The organism is Campylobacter sp. BCW_6877, from assembly GCF_001762445.1.
GTDB lineage: Bacteria > Campylobacterota > Campylobacteria > Campylobacterales > Campylobacteraceae > Campylobacter_D > Campylobacter_D jejuni.
In genome coordinates, this window is sequence record NZ_MJWW01000012.1 from 33,890 (window position 1) to 50,651 (window position 16,762).

A 16,762-nucleotide genomic window follows, 5' to 3' on the forward strand; every position below is an offset into this window, starting at 1 on the left:
AAATAATTTTAGCATTGTACTATAATCTAATATAAAGTAATTTTAAATTTTTATATTTTTAAGTAATTTTTTTTTATAATTTTAACTTTTATAAGGAAAATAATGCCACTTTCAAAATTAAATAATGAACAATATCTTGCCGCTACTGCTGATTTTGGACACAATCTTGTTATTGCAAGTGCAGGGACGGGAAAAACTTCTACTATTGTTGCAAGAATTTCTTATCTTTTAAGCAAGGGAGTGGCACCTCAAAAAATTATGCTTTTGACTTTCACAAATAAAGCCAGTAAAGAAATGATAGGGCGTTTAGGGAAATTTTTTGATAAAAATATTACCAGTAAAATACTTGCAGGAACTTTTCATAGTACGGCTTATACCTTACTTAGAAATGCGGATAAAAATATAGCCTTAAAGCAAGCAAGCGAGTTAAAAACTCTACTTAAAAGTGTCTATGAAAAAAGAACTTTTAGGCATTTAAGTGATATAAAACCTTATCAATCAAGTTATTTATATGATCTTTATTCTTTGTTTCAAAACAAAGCGCACAATCAAGATTTTTATACTTGGTTTTGCCAAAACTACGAAGATCAAAGTATTTATGCTGAAATTTATGAAGATATTTTAAAAGAATATGATAATGAAAAAAAGCGTTTTAATTATGTAGATTTTAATGACTTGCTTATCAATCTAAAAGATCTTTTAAAAGAAGAAAAATATGAATTTGATGAAATTTTAGTAGATGAATATCAAGACACAAATACTTTGCAAAGTTCCTTAATAGAGGCTTTTCATAGTAAAAGTTTGTTTTGCGTAGGGGATTATGATCAAAGTATTTATGCTTTTAATGGAGCGGATATTAATATCATAGGTGGGTTTAAAGATCGTTTTAAAGATGCAAAAATTTTTTCTTTAAATAAAAACTACCGTTCATCAAGAAGTATTTTAGCTTTGGCTAATAAAGTGATTTTAAATAATGAAAGATTATATCCAAAAGAACTTATTGTTACAAGAAATGATGAGTTTAAAGCCCCATCTTTGCTTACTTTTGAAGAATTATTTGATCAGTATCAAAATATAGCCAAAATGATACTTACAAGTGGAGTAAGTTTGGAAGAAATTGCCGTGATTTTTCGCAACAACTCAAGTGCTGATGGGGTTGAAGTAGCTTTAAGGGAGCAGGGCATTGCAAGTATGAGAAAGGGAAGTGGAAGTTTTTTTGAAAGTTTAGAAGTTAAAGCTTTTAGCTCCATGCTTGCTCTTGTGGTAAATCCTAAAGATATCATGGCTTTTATTCATTTGGTTCAATATACCAAAGGTGTGGGTGGAGTTTTAGCAAAAGAAATTTTTGACGCACTTTTAAAATTAGGGCATGGAAATTTAATAAAAGGTTTTTTAGATCCTGATAAAAATGTAAATTTGCAAAATCATCAAAAAAGAAATTATCAACTTGGACTTTTTGCGGATTTAGAAGAATTAGCCAGCGAAACTCGTTTTAAATTTGAGAGCGAATTTGATGCACATCCTATTTTAAGACTTTCAAAAATCAATGATTTGTGCGCTAGAAATTTGGAAAAAATCTATCTTTTTTTAAAAAAAGCTATGGAAATAAAACATTCTTTGACTTTAGTCAATTTAATTTGTGAAAATTCTTTTTATAGAGAAATTTGCGAAGAACTTGCAACCAAAAGAGCGACAAATAAAGCAGGGCAGGTGGATTTATTAAGAAAGAGTGAAAATTTAGAAAAAATAGAAACAAAATTCAATGTTTTAAAAGAGCTTACAAAAAATTATAGCGATATTTACAAGTATTATAATTTTCTAACTTTAGGTGCAAGCGAAATGAGTAGTGGCAAAGGAGTTAATTTGCTTAGCGTGCATGCAAGTAAGGGCTTGGAATTTGATCTTGTTTTTGTGATTGATCTTGCGCAAGGTCGCTTTCCTAATCAAAAGCTTATGGGAATGGGTGGAAGCTTAGAAGAAGAAAGAAGACTTTTTTATGTTGCGGTAACTAGGGCAAAAAATATACTTTATTTAAGTTATGCTAAATATGATAAAAACAAAAAAACTTCTTTCGCTCCTTCTCGTTTTCTTATAGAAGCAGGGCTTTGCAAGGGAGAGTTAACTATAGATTGATAGAATTTTCTTTCATTATATTATAAAGAAAGGTTTATTTTATGAAAAAAATATTAATTTTAAGTTTAGCAGCAGCAAGTTTTTTAAATGCTGAAATTTTAGTTTATGGTCCAGGTGGTCCTGCTCCTGTACTAAAAGAGCTTGCTTTAAAATTTGAAGAAAAAACAAAAGAAAAGGTGATTGTAGCTGCAGGTCCAACTCCAGCTTGGATAGATAAAGCAAAAGAAAATGCAGATTTGATTTTTTCAGGCAATACTTCAATGATGGATGATTTTGCTAAAAAAATTCCAAGTTTAAGTTTAGAAAATTTAAGCGTTTTAAATATGCGTCCATCAGGTATTATCGTGCGTCCAAATAATCCAAAAAATATTAAAAATTTTGAAGACATTTTAAAAGATGGCGTAAATGTTATGGTGGTTGATGGTGCAGGACAAGTTGGACTTTATGAAGATATGGCTTTAAAAAGTGCAAAAAGAGAAAATTTGGTAAAATTACGTAAAAATATAAAAATTTATGCTAAAAATTCCAAAGCCGCCGTAGATGAGTGGAATAACAATCCAAATATCGATGCTTTAATTATTTGGTCTCATTGGGCAAAGGCTTTAGGCGATGATAAAGCTTTATTTATCAAAGATAAAAATGCAGTGATTTATCGTGCAGCTGAAATAGCTCCTACAAAAAAAGGTTTAGAAAATAAAAAAGCTTTAGAATTTGTCGATTTTATTAAGAGTAAAGAAGCTCAAAAAGTGTGGAAAAAATATACTTGGAAAGAAGTAAAATAATTTTCAGTGAAATTAAAAATAATTAATGTTTATAGGATATAATCACTCCTAAAACATTAATTGCAATAATGTTTAAAATATCAAAAAAGGAAATTAAATGAGTACAGTAAATTTTAAAGGAAATCCTGTAAAACTTAAAGGAAATTCAATAGAAGTTGGAGCAGATGCTCCTAAGGTAAATCTTAAAGCTAAAGATTTAAGCGTGATTGAAATCGGTGCAGCGGGTAAAACTCAAATCATTTTAAGTGTTCCAAGCTTAGATACACCAGTTTGTGCTACAGAAGCTAGAGAATTTAATAAAAAAGTAGCCAGTTACAATGGTGCTGAAGTGATTGTAGTAAGTATGGACTTACCTTTTGCTATGGGAAGATTTTGCAGTACAGAAGGTATTGAAAATTTAAGTGTTGCAAGTGATTTTGTGGCAAAAGAATTTGGTGAAAAATATGGTGTTTTGATAAATGAAGGTGCTTTAGAAGGGCTTTTAGCTCGTGCCGTATTTGTGATTAAAGAGGGTAAAGTGGCATATAAAGAACTTGTAAATGAAATCACAGAAATGCCAGATATTGCAAAACTTGATGCATTTTTTGGTGGTTCTAGCTGCTGCGGTGGTTGTGGTTGCCATTAATTTTGATTAAGCCCATTCTTAGGGCTTAATTTTTACATCTTCATTTTTTTATTATTTTAAGTTGATTATTTTTAATATTTATTTTGTGTAAGAATAATATAAAAAGGACAATAAAACTCCTATAAAATAGAGCTTTAAAATTATTATTTTTATTAAAATTTCAAGAGATTTTTATACTCCATTTTTTATAATAAGATGATTTTTTTATTTTGGAGGAATAAGGATGAATAGAAGGGATTTTATTAAAAATACCGCTATTGCAAGTGCTGCTAGTGTTGCAGGACTTAGTGTTCCAAGCTCTATGCTTGGCGCGCAAGAAGAAGATTGGAAATGGGATAAGGCTGTTTGTAGATTTTGTGGAACTGGCTGTGGAATTATGATAGCCAGAAAAGATGGCAAAATCGTAGCAACAAAAGGCGATCCTGCAGCACCCGTAAATCGCGGACTTAATTGCATCAAAGGTTATTTTAATGCTAAAATCATGTATGGTGAAGATCGCCTTGTTATGCCTTTGCTTCGCATGAATGAAAAAGGCGAATTTGATAAAAAAGGCAAATTTCAACAGGTTTCTTGGCAAAGAGCTTTTGATGAAATGGAAAAACAATTTAAAAAAGCCTACAATGAACTCGGCGTTACAGGTATAGGGATTTTTGGTAGTGGGCAATACACTATCCAAGAAGGTTATGCTGCTTTAAAACTTGCAAAAGCGGGTTTTAGAACAAACAATATCGATCCAAATGCAAGACATTGTATGGCCTCTGCAGTGGTTGGTTTTATGCAAACTTTTGGTGTAGATGAGCCATCAGGCTGTTATGATGATATAGAACTTACAGATACTATCATCACTTGGGGAGCTAATATGGCTGAAATGCACCCAATCCTTTGGTCAAGAGTAAGTGATAGAAAACTAAGTAATCTTGATAAGGTCAAAGTTGTTAATCTAAGCACTTTTTCTAACCGTACTTCAAATATTGCTGATATTGAAATTATTTTTAAACCAAATACAGATTTGGCTATTTGGAACTACATAGCAAGAGAGATTGTTTATAATCATCCAGAGGCTATGGATACGAAATTTATCAAAGAACACTGTGTATTTGCAACTGGTTATGCTGATATTGGTTATGGTATGAGAAATAATCCAAATCATCCAAAATTTAAAGAAAGTGAAAAAGATACAGTTGAAAAAGAAAATGTAATCACTTTAGACGATGAAGAGGCTACTTCTTTATCTTATCTTGGCGTTAAAGCGGGTGATAAATTTGAAATGAAACATCAAGGTGTGGCTGATAAAAACTGGGAAATTTCTTTTGAAGAATTTAAAAAAGGTTTAGCCCCTTATACTTTGGAATACACTGCAAAGGTAGCCAAAGGTGATGATAATGAGTCTTTGGAAGATTTTAAGAAAAAACTTCAAGAATTAGCTAATCTTTACATAGAGAAAAATCGCAAAGTCGTAAGTTTTTGGACTATGGGCTTTAATCAACATACAAGAGGTTCTTGGGTAAATGAACAAGCTTATATGGTGCATTTTTTACTAGGAAAGCAAGCTAAACCAGGTAGTGGAGCCTTTTCTTTAACAGGGCAGCCAAGTGCTTGCGGAACGGCTAGGGAAGTAGGGACTTTCTCGCATCGTTTACCTGCGGATATGGTTGTGGCAAATCCAAAACACAGAGAAATTTCTGAAAAAATTTGGAAAGTTCCTGCAAAGACCATCAACCCAAAACCAGGTTCTCCTTATCTTAATATCATGAGAGATTTAGAAGATGGAAAAATTAAATTTGCATGGGTGCAAGTGAATAATCCATGGCAAAACACTGCAAATGCAAATCACTGGATCGCAGCAGCAAGAGAAATGGATAATTTTATTGTTGTAAGTGATTGTTATCCTGGAATTTCAGCAAAAGTAGCTGATCTTATTTTACCAAGTGCTATGATTTATGAAAAATGGGGTGCTTATGGTAATGCTGAAAGAAGAACTCAACATTGGAAACAACAAGTTTTACCTGTAGGTGCTGCCATGAGTGATACTTGGCAAATTTTAGAATTCGCAAAACGCTTTAAGCTTAAAGAGGTTTGGAAAGAACAAAAAGTAGATGATAAACTTACCTTGCCAAGCGTTTTAGAAGAGGCAAAAGCTATGGGTTATAGCGAAGATGATACACTTTTTGATGTGCTATTTGCCAATAAAGAAGCAAAAAGCTTTAATCCAAACGATGCTATCGCAAAAGGCTTTGATAATACTGATGTTAAAGGCGATGAGAGAAAAATTCAAGGCAGTGACGGAAAAGAATTTGCAGGCTATGGCTTTTTCGTTCAAAAATACCTTTGGGAAGAATATCGTAAATTTGGCTTAGGACACGGCCATGATTTAGCGGATTTTGATACCTATCATAAAGTAAGGGGTTTAAGATGGCCTGTGGTTAATGGCAAGGAAACACAGTGGAGATTTAATACTAAATTTGATTATTATGCTAAAAAAGCGGCTCCAAATTCAGATTTTGCTTTTTATGGTGATTTTAACAAAATGCTTACAAATGGAGATTTAATAGCTCCTAAAGATGAAAAAGAGCACAGTATTAAAAATAAGGCTAAAATTTTCTTTAGGCCATTTATGAAAGCACCTGAAAGACCAAGCAAAGAGTATCCATTCTGGCTTGCAACAGGAAGGGTTTTAGAGCATTGGCATAGTGGAACTATGACTATGCGTGTGCCTGAGCTTTACCGTGCTGTCCCTGAAGCGCTTTGCTATATGAGTGAGAAAGATGGAGAGAAATTAGGCTTAAATCAAGGTGATTTGGTTTGGGTGGAATCTCGTCGTGGTAAAGTAAAAGCAAGAGTAGATATGCGTGGAAGAAACAAACCGCCTGTAGGACTTGTGTATGTGCCGTGGTTTGATGAGAATGTATATATCAATAAAGTTACTTTGGATGCGACTTGTCCGCTTTCAAAACAAACTGACTTTAAAAAATGTGCTGTAAAAATTTATAAGGCTTAATTTAGGGTTTTGATTAAATGAAAGGTAGAAGAGAATTTTTCGTTAGCGCCTTTAAGGCTGCATGTTTATGTACAGGAGGTGGATTTTTGGTTAATTTGACTTTAAAAGCCGATGATAATTATGCCTTGCGTCCTCCTGGGGCTGAAGATGAAGCTAGATTTTTAAGCAAATGTATTCGTTGTGGGCTTTGTGTAAAAGCCTGTCCTTATAATACTTTAAAGCTCGCTAGCTTGTTAGATAGTCCAAAAAATGGCACGCCTTTTTTTAGAGCAAGAGAAATTCCTTGTTATCTTTGTAAGGATATTCCTTGCATTAGAGAATGTCCAACTGATGCTTTAGATAAAAAGCATTTAGAGCAGGGTATAGAATCCTTGAAAATGGGTATTGCTATTGTTGATAGTGCTTCTTGTGTGGCACACTGGGGAATTCAATGTGATGCTTGTTATAGAGCTTGTCCTTTGATAGATAAGGCTTTAAAACTTGAGCTTAAACGCAATGAACGCACCGCCAAACATGCTTTTTTACTACCTAGTGTGGATCATGAAGTGTGTGTAGGTTGTGGGCTTTGTGAACTTGCTTGTATTACTGAAAAACCGGCCATTCGTGTTTTACCAAGGGAGTATGTATTGGGAAAAGCAGGATCTCATTATGTAAAAGGCTGGGATGAAAAAGATGAAGGTCGTATAAAAAATACAGATACTTCAAAACATTTTAATGCTAAAAAAGCAACCAATTATTTAAATGATGGAGAACTGTGATGAAGTATTTAATTGCTAGACGCATCGTTCAGCTTGGAATTTTAGCGCTTTTTAGTTTTAAAGCTACAGATTTTATCTTGCAGGGAAATTTAAGTTCTTCTAGACTTTTTAATACCATACCTTTAAGCGATCCTTTTGCGGTTTTGCAAATCATTTTAGCAAGCTGGAGTATAGATTTAATGGCTTTAATAGGAGCTTTGATTATATTTTTTATCTATGGTTTGCTTTTAGGAAGGGTTTTTTGCTCTTGGGTTTGTCCTGTTAATTTAATCACAGATTTTGCTGCTTTTGTGCGAAATAAATTAACCCTTAATAATAAATTTTTAATTTTGCCTAAAAATTTACGCTATTTTGTGTTGGTCTTGGTTTTAGTCCTTTCTTTTGTATTTTCATTACCTGTGTTTGAAAGTTTTTCTTATATAGGAATAATACATAGAGGGATTATTTTTACTACAAGTTCTTGGATTTTTGTAGCCTTTATACTTTTTTGTATCGATACTTTTTTAAGTCCTAGGGCAATTTGTTCACATTTTTGTCCACTAGGAGCTTTTTATGCTTTTATTTCTCGTTTTGCTTTGCTTAAAATAAAGCATGATAGTGATAAATGCACTAAATGTTATGAATGTATCCGTATTTGTCCTGAAAAACAGGTTTTGTGGATGGTTGGAAAAGAAAGTACTAGCGTGAAATCAGGAGAGTGTATAAGGTGTGCAAGGTGTATAGAAGTTTGTAATGATGATGCTTTGAATTTTAATATTTTTGATTTAAGGAATAAATGATGAAGAAGAAATTGGTTTTATTAGGAAGTGCTGCAGTGGTATTTTTTGCCGCTTGTGCAATGAATAGTGGGGTAAGTTCGGAACAAATTGGACTTAGAAAAGCAAGTTTAGAAAATGAAAATAAAGTAAATTTAGTGGAAGCAAATTTCACAACTTTACAACCTGGGGAATCTACTCGTTTTGAGCGTTCTTATGAAAATGCACCACCATTAATTCCGCATGCTATTGAAGATTTGTTACCTATAACTAAAGATAACAATATGTGCTTAAGCTGCCATGATAAGGCTATAGCAGCAGATGCTGGTGCAACTCCACTTCCTGCTAGTCATTATTATGATTTTAGACACAATAAAACCACAGAAGATATGATTAGCGATAGTCGTTTTAATTGCACTCAGTGTCATGTTCCACAAAGCGATGCAAAACCTTTGGTGGGAAATAGCTTTAAACCTGAATTTAAAAATGAACAATTAAAAAGTCGTTCAAATTTAATTGATGTGATTAATGAGGGTGTAAAGTAAATAAATGAAAAAAATTCTTTTTATTTTGAGTCTTTTTTGTGTTTTGTCTTATGCTTATGAGCTGAAATTAAATGCTAATATAACAGCTTTAAAGCTTGATAAGCAAAACTTATATATAGGCACTGATAAAGGTGAAATTTTACAATATAACATTAAAGATAAAAGTTTAAAAGAACTTTTATCTTTGCCAAAGATTAAAAATTATTATGGTGATGATTTTGCTAAAATTTACAACATTGATATTTTTAAACATACACTTTTAATACTTAGCGAGGGTGATTTTGGTGCTAAAAATTTAAGTTTTTATAAGGAAAATTTACAAATCAAAAAGCTCGAAGAAAATAGCATAATAAAAGCATTTTTTATCAATGAAAACACTTATCTTTTGATTTCTATTGGTTCTGAAATAGAATTGATTGATAAAAGTTTAAAAAATATAAAAAAATTTAATTTTTCTCATTCTAGTCTTAATGATGCAGTTTTAAATGAAGATAAGAGTATGCTGGTTGCAGGTTTTGAGAGTGGTGAAGTGGAGCTTTTTGATTTGAAAAATTGGAAGATGTTAAAAAACTATGATAAAATGCATAAAGATAATATCTATCAAGTAGATTTTAAAAATAATGTTATTTTAAGTTGTGGAACGGATAGGCGTATAGGAGTTGTAAAAAATGAAGAGCAAAATTTTTTACAAAAAGATTTTTTGATATATACTTGCGCTTTAAGTCCTAATGGAGAATTGGCTGTTTATAGTGATAACGAAGCTGGAGTTAGTGAAGTTTTTAGCACAAGTGATTTTAAGCCTGTTAAAACTTTTAATAATGAAAATTTGATGAGTGAGTTTATTATTTTTTTAAACAATAAAGATTTTATTGTTTCAGGCTTTGGTGATAGTATAATGTTTAGGAGTATTGATGAATAATCTTTCTAGTGTTTTGATTTTAGCAAAAGAAGAATATATAAATGATTTAAAAAAGGCTATATCTGAAATTCCTTTTTGTTCTGTAGAACTTTGTAAAAATGAAAAGATTATAGTTGTGATTGAAAGTGAAAATTTAGAAGATGAATTAAACTCTTATAAAATGCTTGAGAAATTGCCAAATATTATCAGTATTAATATGGTTTTTTCTTATCAAGATTTAAATGATGATATCCAAAAAGCAATCAATAGCGGCGCAATAGAAACGATAGAAAAAAATGAAAATGCTGAGAATATTCGCTACTATGGTAGTGTATTTAATCAATTTTCTTAAAGTGTAAAGTATATGGTATTTTTAATCCCATTGCTTATTGTAATTGGTGTTATTTTTGGAATTGATTATGTGTATTTTAAAAATCAAGATTTAAAAGTGCAAGTTAAAAAAGAACAAAAAGAATTAAATTCTAGCTTAGAGAAAGAAAAAAAAGAATATATAGAAAAATTGTTTAAAACAAAATAGACATTAAAAATCATATTATTTTCTTAAAGATAAATTAAAAAGCTTTTTGCTAGAATTAAAGAAAAATTTTAGGAAACAGTGATGAAAAATACAGTCACTGAAGCTTCTATCTATGAGGCTCAAGGGTTAAAAGACGAAGCTTTAGAAATTTATAAAAATATCTTAAAAGAAGATCCAGATAACCAAAACGCTATCGATGCGGTTCGTCGTCTTAGTGGTTTTAGATCCAAGCATAAAGATTTAAACACTCAAATGTTGGATTTTTTTATTAATATGAAAAGCGATGAAGAAATTAATGAATTTAAAAGGTGGTTGATAAAAATATGAATTTGGAAGATTTAGCTAAAAAAACCATTAGTGAAGTTAGCTCTATCATAGAAGAGCAAAGAAGACAAAATGAAATTTTAAAAGAACAAGAATTAAGCAGAAAAACTGAAATAAAAGATGAATTACCACCTATGGAGTTTGTATGCGAAGAACTTGATACTCCGCAAGACTTAGAAGATAAAATTTCTATGGCAAAATTTGAAGAAGAGCAAAAAATACAAAATAATATTGAAATTTCTACTCAGGAAAATAAAGAGTTTAAAAAAGAAGAGCCTTTTTTACAAAGTGAAATTTTAAATCCCAGTGTTATGACAGAGGTTCAAACGCTTAATGAGGATATTTTTTTAAAACATCTTAGAGAGAGAATTTTAGTTCTTTTTGAAGGTTTAAATAGCATAAAAAAAGATGATCTTGAAAATAGGTTAAACTTGACCATAAATTTTTTAGAGTTTTTGCTTGCAAATATCGAAGATAAGCTTAAAAAATAATCCCGATTTACAGTTTATCGCTGAGTTTTTAAAGCCTTATACTAAACGAGCGTATTTGGTTGGAGGTAGCGTTAGGGATTTGTTTTTAGGCTTAAAAATTTGTGACTATGATATAGAGCTTTATGATATAAAACCTAAAGATTTTGAAAAGATTATGCAAAAATTGGGCGCACAAGGCCTTGGAAAAAGTTTTTTTGTGCATAAGTTTAAAAATTATGATTTAGCTCTTGCTAGAACCGAAAATAAAATAAGCTATGGACATAAAGGTTTTGAAGTTCAAATTTGTAATGATGAAAAACTTGGCGCCAAAAGACGCGATTTTACCATAAATTCTATGATGATTAATCTTTTTAACGATGAGTTTTTAGATTTTTATGGAGGATTAAAAGATCTAGGAACAGGCTTTTTAAGGCATATTGACAAACAAAGCTTTCAAGAGGATAGTTTAAGAGTGTTAAGAGCGGTAGTATTTGCTTCAAGGTTTAACTTTAAGATAACTAGTGAAAGCTTGAAATTGATGCAAAGTATGGATATAACTGATCTTAGCAAAGATAGGATCAATGCGGAGCTTTATAAATTCTTTAAAAGCCCTAGGCTTGATGTTGGCTATAGATATTTGCAAGAACTTGACTTAGAAAAACAGATTTTTGGGTTTGAGAGTGTTTTTAAGAGTTTGGAATTTCAAAATTTACTCAGACAAAGTAGAGAATTTGTAAAAAGCGATGCTTTATTCTTGTATTTGTATTTGAATTTTTTTAATTTAGAAAAAGATATATTTTTTAAAAGAACCAAACTTAAAAAAGAATACCTAAAATACGCAAATCAAGCTTTTTATCTTGATGATATAAGTGATTTTGAACTAGCAAAAATTGCTTTTGAAATGCCTTTGAAGGAATGGCTTGGACTTTGGAGTAAAAAGCGTATTGAGCAAGCTAAAAGATTAAGACTTTATGAGAATAAGTTTGAAAGTAAAATTTTAGCAAAAGATTTCATAAATGCTGGATTTTGTGGTAAAATTCTTGGTTTAAAGATTCAAGAAGCAAGAGAGAATGAATTAAAAGAATATATAAAAGGTTTAGCTAAATGATTTCTGTATTAAAAATTTGCACCAAAGATCAAAAAGGTTTAATCTATAGAATTTCTGATGTTATTTTTAAATATCATATCAATATAGTAAAAAACGATGAATTTGTAGGCGAAGGAATGTTTTTTTTTCGTGCTCTTTTAGAAGGTGAGTTTGATAAAGAAGCTTTTATAGGAACGCTTGAGGCTATGCTTGGACAAGAAGCCTTGATAGAGCTTTGCGAGAAGAGAAAAAAAGATATTGTTGTTTTTGCTACTAAAGAAAGTCATTGTTTGGGAGATTTGCTAATAAAGCATTATAGTAACGAACTTGAAGCAAATATCAAAGCTGTGATTTCAAATCACAACTCTTTAAAGGATTTAGTTGAGAAATTTGAAATTCCTTATCATTTTATCAGCGCTGAAAATTTAGATCGTAAAGAGCAAGAAAATCAGATTTTAAAATGTCTTGAACAATATAAATTTGATTATTTGGTTTTGGCAAAATATATGCGAATTTTATCTCCTGATTTTGTTAAGCATTTTGAAGGTAGGATTATAAATATTCACCATTCTTTCTTGCCTGCATTTATAGGAGCAAATCCTTATAAACAAGCCTTTGAAAGAGGGGTTAAAATAATTGGAGCTACGGCACATTTTGTAAATAATAATCTTGATGAAGGTCCTATTATCACTCAAGCTGTTTCGCCTGTAAACCATGAATTTACTTGGCAAGATATGCAGCAAACAGGTAGAAATATAGAAAAAGATGTTCTTTCAAAAGCACTTGATTTGGCTTTTGAAGATAGAATTTTTATATATAATAATAAAACTATAATATTTTAATGTGATAATTTTATTATAGTTTTATTTAAAGCATTAAAAAAATAATCAATATCCTCTTTTTCATGCGTATAATGCAAACTTATTCTTAACCAGCCTGGTTTTGTTTTAAGTTTTTGATTATCTTTTAAGCCTAGCAAATCATGACCATAAGGCCCAGCACAAGCACATCCAGCGCGTGTTTCTATGTGGTATTTTTTACTAAGTTCGTAAGCGATATCAAAAGGAGAAATTCCTTTGATATTGAAAGCAAAAATAGGCAATCGGGTTTTTAAATTCTTTGCATATAAAATTAAATTAGGTATAGTTTTTAGTTTTTCAAAAAAATAATCTTTTAGAATTTCTTCTTTTTTTTCTATATTTTTAATCCCTATAGAATCTTTGATTTTAAAAGCTAAGCTAGCGCGAATGAGTTGTAAAATTCCAGGTGTTCCTCCTTCTTCTAAAGCTTCTTCATTGCAAAGGTAGCATTGTGAAGTGCGAGAAACATAGCCCACAGTTCCACCTGCTGCAAAGCTAGGCTTGTTTCCACAAAGATCTTTTTTGATGGCTAAAAGTCCAGAACCACCAATACCACCGATTAATTTATGAGAACTTATAAACAACGCATCATAGTATTGGCAAGATATGTTTTTATAGGGAATGAAACTAGATGCATCAAAAGCAACTATCCCTTTAAATTTACGAACCATTTCAGAAATGCGTTTGTAATCACTTAATATCCCAGTAACATTTGAAGCCAAAGAAAAGCTAGCGATTATTTTTCTTTTTTTGTTTTTTTGTAAAGTTTTTTCTAGAAAATCAAAATCAATTTCTCCATTTTTATCTAAGGGAATTCTAATGCATTCACACAAGCCTTCTCGAAATGAAAGTTCATTAGAATGATGCTCATAAGGCCCTACGATAACTAAAGGTAAGGTATTTTTATCAATTTGCGTAAAATATCTTTCTTTTACAAGAGGAGGAATGTAAATGCCGATCAATTCTTGAAATTTTTTAATAGCACTGCTTGATCCTGTTCCGCAGGCTATAAGGGCAAAATTTTCATCTAATGATAAACTTTTTTTTATATCTTTTCTTGCTTGTTCGTAAATTTGTTGAGTTTTAAAAGAATTCAAAGAGCTATCAGAATGTGTGTTTGCATAGGTTGGGAGAATTTTTGAAATTTCTTTTTCTACACATTTTAGAGCTAAGGCACTTGCTGTGAAGTCAAAATGCAAAATACCTTTTTTTAAAATCAATTCTTTTTTTAAATCTGAAATTTGCAAATACAATCCTTATAAAAATTTGCTAAAATTATACTATAAAAATGCTTTATAAAAGGAAAAATATAAAATTTAAGAACTTTGTAGATTTGCATAAGAATTTGTCTTTAAGCAAGCTTTTTGATTTTTATAGTGTGTTTGAAGGTTTTGAAAAATTAAACATTTTAAATTTTGAAGATGATGTATTTGCAAATATAGAGCGAATTTTGCTTGATGATTATCTAAAAATTAAAAGTTATTTCGCCTTGGATGAAACAAGTTCTTACGCTCTTACTTTACTAGCTAAAAACAATCGCAAGCGTTTTTCTATCAATAGAAAAATTCAGCATTTTAAAGCTTTATCTACACTTAAATATCTTTTAGAAACAGGTATAATAAAACTTGAGTATAGTAAGGAAGCTAAAAAAATAAAAGATAAAAGACAAAAAATCAAAAAAGAACTAAGATCTTATGTTGTCCAAGATAAGATTATATTTAGCAACCATTTTACTCGTTTCTTTTTTTATTTTTTAAAGCCCAATGAAAAGCTTATTTTGCAAAATCGTTATAAAGAAGTTTTAGAATGCATTAAAGAAAAATTTGAACTTTATCAAAGTTTTTGTTTTGAACAACTTTCTAGAGAATTGCTTGAGAAAAAATTCAATATCAATGGAGTGCAAAGTTACTGGGATAAGAATTTAGAACTTGATCTTTATTATCAAGATGAAAATTTGTGTTTTGTCGGAGAAGTTAAATTTAAAAATAAAAAAATTTGTAAAAATATTTTAAATCTTTTAAAATCAAAAGCAAAGTCTTTAAATTTGGCTCCAAATTATTATATTATAATCTCAAAAAATGGTTTTAGCAAGGAATTTGATAAAATATGCGAACAGAATTTGCTTTTATTTGATTTGAATGATTTTAAGATTTTATTAGAGGAATGATAAATGAATGAAAGTATTTTAAAAAGTTTAGACTCAAATGAAAAAGAAACCCTACAAAAAGGCTTAGAAAGTCTTATAGAACAAACTTATGTAATAGAAAATGAATACAAAACTTTAAATGAAAACTATAATTCCTTACGTGCAATGGTTGATGAGATTATAGAGGTATTGCCTAGTGCGCTTTGGATTTTAGATAAAGAAAAAAATATTATTTTACAAAATCAAGAAGCCTTGAAAAATCCAAAATTACTTAGTATCATTAGTCTTGAAAAAATTCGCGATGAGCTTGAATTTGAAGGTAGGTTTTATGCGGTAAAAATCATAGCACATAATGAAAAAACTATAGTTTCAGCTACAGATATTAGCGATGAAAAACGCAATGAAAGGCTTGCAAGCATGGGTAGTGTAGCGGCTCATTTGGCACATGAGATAAGAAATCCTATTGGATCTATATCTTTACTTGCTTCAACCCTTTTTGCTCGTAGTGAGCTTAAAAATAAGCATATAGTTCTTGAAATCCAAAAGGCTATTGCCAGAGTAGAGCGTATCGTAAATTCAACTTTACTTTTTACTAAGGGTGTGCACATCAATGCTTTAAATTTTAATCTTTTAGAGTTAAAAGAAGAGTGTGAAAGTGCCATTAACTCTTATAATTTTACTTCTCAAATAGACTTTGAAATATCTTTTTTGAATAAGCAGATTTGTGCTGATAAAGCTCTTCTTGGTTTGGTTTTGCAAAATTTGATTTATAATGCTATTGATGCGATAGAAGAAAGCGAATGTGAAAAGCCTATGATTAAAATTTTAGCAAGTTGTGATAATGAAAAAATATGCATCAGAGTGTATGATAATGGTTGTGAAATAAAAGATGAGAAATTGGTTTTTGAAGCTTTTAAAACAACAAAACTTAAAGGCAATGGGCTTGGCTTGTCTCTTTCTAAAGAAATCATAAACGCTCATAAGGGAGAGTTAAGTTTTCAAAGCGATCCTAAGAATTTTTATTTTACCTTACCTTTGGTGTGATAAATATTTTCTTTTCACCCCAAAACGGAACAGATCTTGCTTATATTATTTTAATATATTTAGATTGAAGGCAGAAAAATCTAAATCAAGGAATTAATATGAGTATCTTTAGCATCAATGATAACTCAAACTATAATTCTATACTTTCACAAGCAAAAGCTAATAAAGAAAGTAAAGAAAATTCTAAAATAAGTTTTGCTAATGCTTTTTTAAAACAAAATGCTAGTAAGTTAAATGAAATTCAAAATGCAAATTCACAAACTCTAGCAAGAAGTGAAGTATTAAATTCTACTAATACAACAAATACTAGCAATAATACTAATTTTAGTATAAGTAGTAAAACAAGTTCTCCTAATTATGATATATCTAGTGAATTTAAAAACTCTATTTATACTCTAAAATATAAACAAGCAGATATAAGTAATACTTCTACTAATACAGCTTATGGTTATAGTGTAGATAAAGATGGTTATATGGGAAGTGATTTTAATAAAGCTGCAGGACTTCCTGAAGATTTTAAGATACATAAATCTACTTTAGATGAGATAGAAAGAGTGGCTGAATATAATGTTTCTGATATAAGAGAATATCTAGGTGTAGATAAATATTATTCTAATATAGATATGGCTGAAACCATAAAACAATATTATAATCTTTTTTCTAATGCTTTAGGTCAAAGTTTTCCAAGTGATAAAACAAGTTTTAGTGAAGCAGATATAAATTCTATGCCTAGTGGATATGCTGTAGGTGGAGATAAATGTATGAATTTTAATGATCCAAATAATAGAATGAATATTAC

The 16,762-nt window shown here is 30.3% G+C and carries 18 protein-coding genes; 17 read left to right on the top strand and 1 reads right to left on the bottom strand.

Features of this window, described 5'->3' with window-relative positions; translation table 11 throughout:
• Positions 1–102 precede the first annotated feature (102 nt).
• The 14 genes from AJ936_RS01230 to purU all read left to right on the top strand — a co-directional run bounded on the left by AJ936_RS01230 (position 103) and on the right by purU (position 12,755).
• The gene (locus AJ936_RS01230) at positions 103–2,133 is read left to right on the top strand and encodes an ATP-dependent helicase (RefSeq protein WP_002881715.1); all 2,031 of its coding nucleotides are present in this window, start codon (positions 103–105) and stop codon (positions 2,131–2,133) included.
• A 41-nt stretch (positions 2,134–2,174) separates the two neighbouring features.
• The gene (gene peb2, locus AJ936_RS01235) at positions 2,175–2,915 is read left to right on the top strand and encodes an AcfC family adhesin PEB2 (protein ID WP_070273963.1); all 741 of its coding nucleotides are present in this window, start codon (positions 2,175–2,177) and stop codon (positions 2,913–2,915) included.
• 97 nt (positions 2,916–3,012) lie between these two features.
• Entirely contained in the window at positions 3,013–3,540 is a 528-nt protein-coding gene (tpx, locus tag AJ936_RS01240; protein ID WP_070273964.1) for a thiol peroxidase, read from the top strand.
• A 223-nt stretch (positions 3,541–3,763) separates the two neighbouring features.
• Positions 3,764–6,538, top strand: coding sequence for a periplasmic nitrate reductase subunit alpha (napA, locus tag AJ936_RS01245; protein ID WP_070273965.1), 2,775 nt, complete (start codon positions 3,764–3,766; stop codon positions 6,536–6,538).
• A 17-nt stretch (positions 6,539–6,555) separates the two neighbouring features.
• On the top strand, positions 6,556–7,296 hold the full coding sequence (gene napG / locus AJ936_RS01250; protein WP_044780313.1) for a ferredoxin-type protein NapG: 741 nt from the start codon (positions 6,556–6,558) through the stop codon (positions 7,294–7,296).
• A complete protein-coding gene (gene napH / locus AJ936_RS01255; RefSeq protein WP_079264427.1) occupies positions 7,293–8,075 on the top strand; it encodes a quinol dehydrogenase ferredoxin subunit NapH in 783 nt (260 codons plus the stop codon). The genes napG and napH overlap by 4 nt, the downstream gene beginning before the upstream one ends.
• On the top strand, positions 8,072–8,596 hold the full coding sequence (locus tag AJ936_RS01260) for a nitrate reductase cytochrome c-type subunit (protein ID WP_079860290.1): 525 nt from the start codon (positions 8,072–8,074) through the stop codon (positions 8,594–8,596). Before napH ends, AJ936_RS01260 begins: the two co-directional genes overlap by 4 nt.
• Before the next feature lie 4 nt (positions 8,597–8,600).
• On the top strand, positions 8,601–9,515 hold the full coding sequence (locus tag AJ936_RS01265) for a WD40 repeat domain-containing protein (protein ID WP_070209829.1): 915 nt from the start codon (positions 8,601–8,603) through the stop codon (positions 9,513–9,515).
• A complete protein-coding gene (locus AJ936_RS01270) occupies positions 9,508–9,846 on the top strand; it encodes a chaperone NapD (RefSeq protein WP_061210770.1) in 339 nt (112 codons plus the stop codon). The genes AJ936_RS01265 and AJ936_RS01270 overlap by 8 nt, the downstream gene beginning before the upstream one ends.
• Before the next feature lie 12 nt (positions 9,847–9,858).
• A complete protein-coding gene (gene tatA2, locus AJ936_RS01275) occupies positions 9,859–10,032 on the top strand; it encodes a Sec-independent protein translocase subunit TatA2 (protein ID WP_002876097.1) in 174 nt (57 codons plus the stop codon).
• A 78-nt stretch (positions 10,033–10,110) separates the two neighbouring features.
• Complete coding sequence (locus tag AJ936_RS01280) at positions 10,111–10,359, top strand: tetratricopeptide repeat protein (RefSeq protein WP_002859818.1); 249 nt, start codon at positions 10,111–10,113, stop codon at positions 10,357–10,359.
• The gene (locus tag AJ936_RS01285; RefSeq protein ID WP_070209828.1) at positions 10,356–10,847 is read left to right on the top strand and encodes a CiaD-like domain-containing protein; all 492 of its coding nucleotides are present in this window, start codon (positions 10,356–10,358) and stop codon (positions 10,845–10,847) included. Before AJ936_RS01280 ends, AJ936_RS01285 begins: the two co-directional genes overlap by 4 nt.
• Positions 10,816–11,934, top strand: a complete 1,119-nt coding sequence (locus AJ936_RS01290) for a CCA tRNA nucleotidyltransferase (protein WP_032599965.1) — start codon at positions 10,816–10,818, stop codon at positions 11,932–11,934. The genes AJ936_RS01285 and AJ936_RS01290 overlap by 32 nt, the downstream gene beginning before the upstream one ends.
• Positions 11,931–12,755 carry a formyltetrahydrofolate deformylase gene (gene purU, locus AJ936_RS01295; RefSeq protein ID WP_002861431.1) on the top strand — a complete coding sequence of 275 codons (825 nt, stop codon included), beginning with the start codon at positions 11,931–11,933 and terminating at the stop codon, positions 12,753–12,755. The genes AJ936_RS01290 and purU overlap by 4 nt, the downstream gene beginning before the upstream one ends.
• On the opposite strand, the gene AJ936_RS01300 is transcribed toward purU, so the two are convergent.
• Positions 12,752–14,026: an aminotransferase class V-fold PLP-dependent enzyme gene (locus AJ936_RS01300; protein WP_002860760.1), complete on the bottom strand. Its 1,275-nt coding sequence runs from the start codon at positions 14,024–14,026 to the stop codon at positions 12,752–12,754. The two genes, purU and AJ936_RS01300, sit on opposite strands and share 4 nt — an antisense overlap.
• A 35-nt stretch (positions 14,027–14,061) precedes the next feature.
• Here AJ936_RS01300 and AJ936_RS01305 point away from each other — a divergent pair, with 35 nt between their 5' ends.
• The 3 genes from AJ936_RS01305 to AJ936_RS01315 all read left to right on the top strand — a co-directional run.
• The gene (locus AJ936_RS01305; protein WP_079860914.1) at positions 14,062–14,940 is read left to right on the top strand and encodes a DUF234 domain-containing protein; all 879 of its coding nucleotides are present in this window, start codon (positions 14,062–14,064) and stop codon (positions 14,938–14,940) included.
• A 3-nt stretch (positions 14,941–14,943) separates the two neighbouring features.
• Positions 14,944–15,963, top strand: coding sequence for a fla regulon two-component system sensor histidine kinase FlgS (gene flgS / locus AJ936_RS01310; protein WP_070273966.1), 1,020 nt, complete (start codon positions 14,944–14,946; stop codon positions 15,961–15,963).
• A gap of 98 nt (positions 15,964–16,061) precedes the next feature.
• Positions 16,062–16,762: Cj0814 family flagellar-dependent secreted protein (locus tag AJ936_RS01315; protein ID WP_407918709.1), on the top strand; the 701-nt coding region annotated here is incomplete at its 3' end.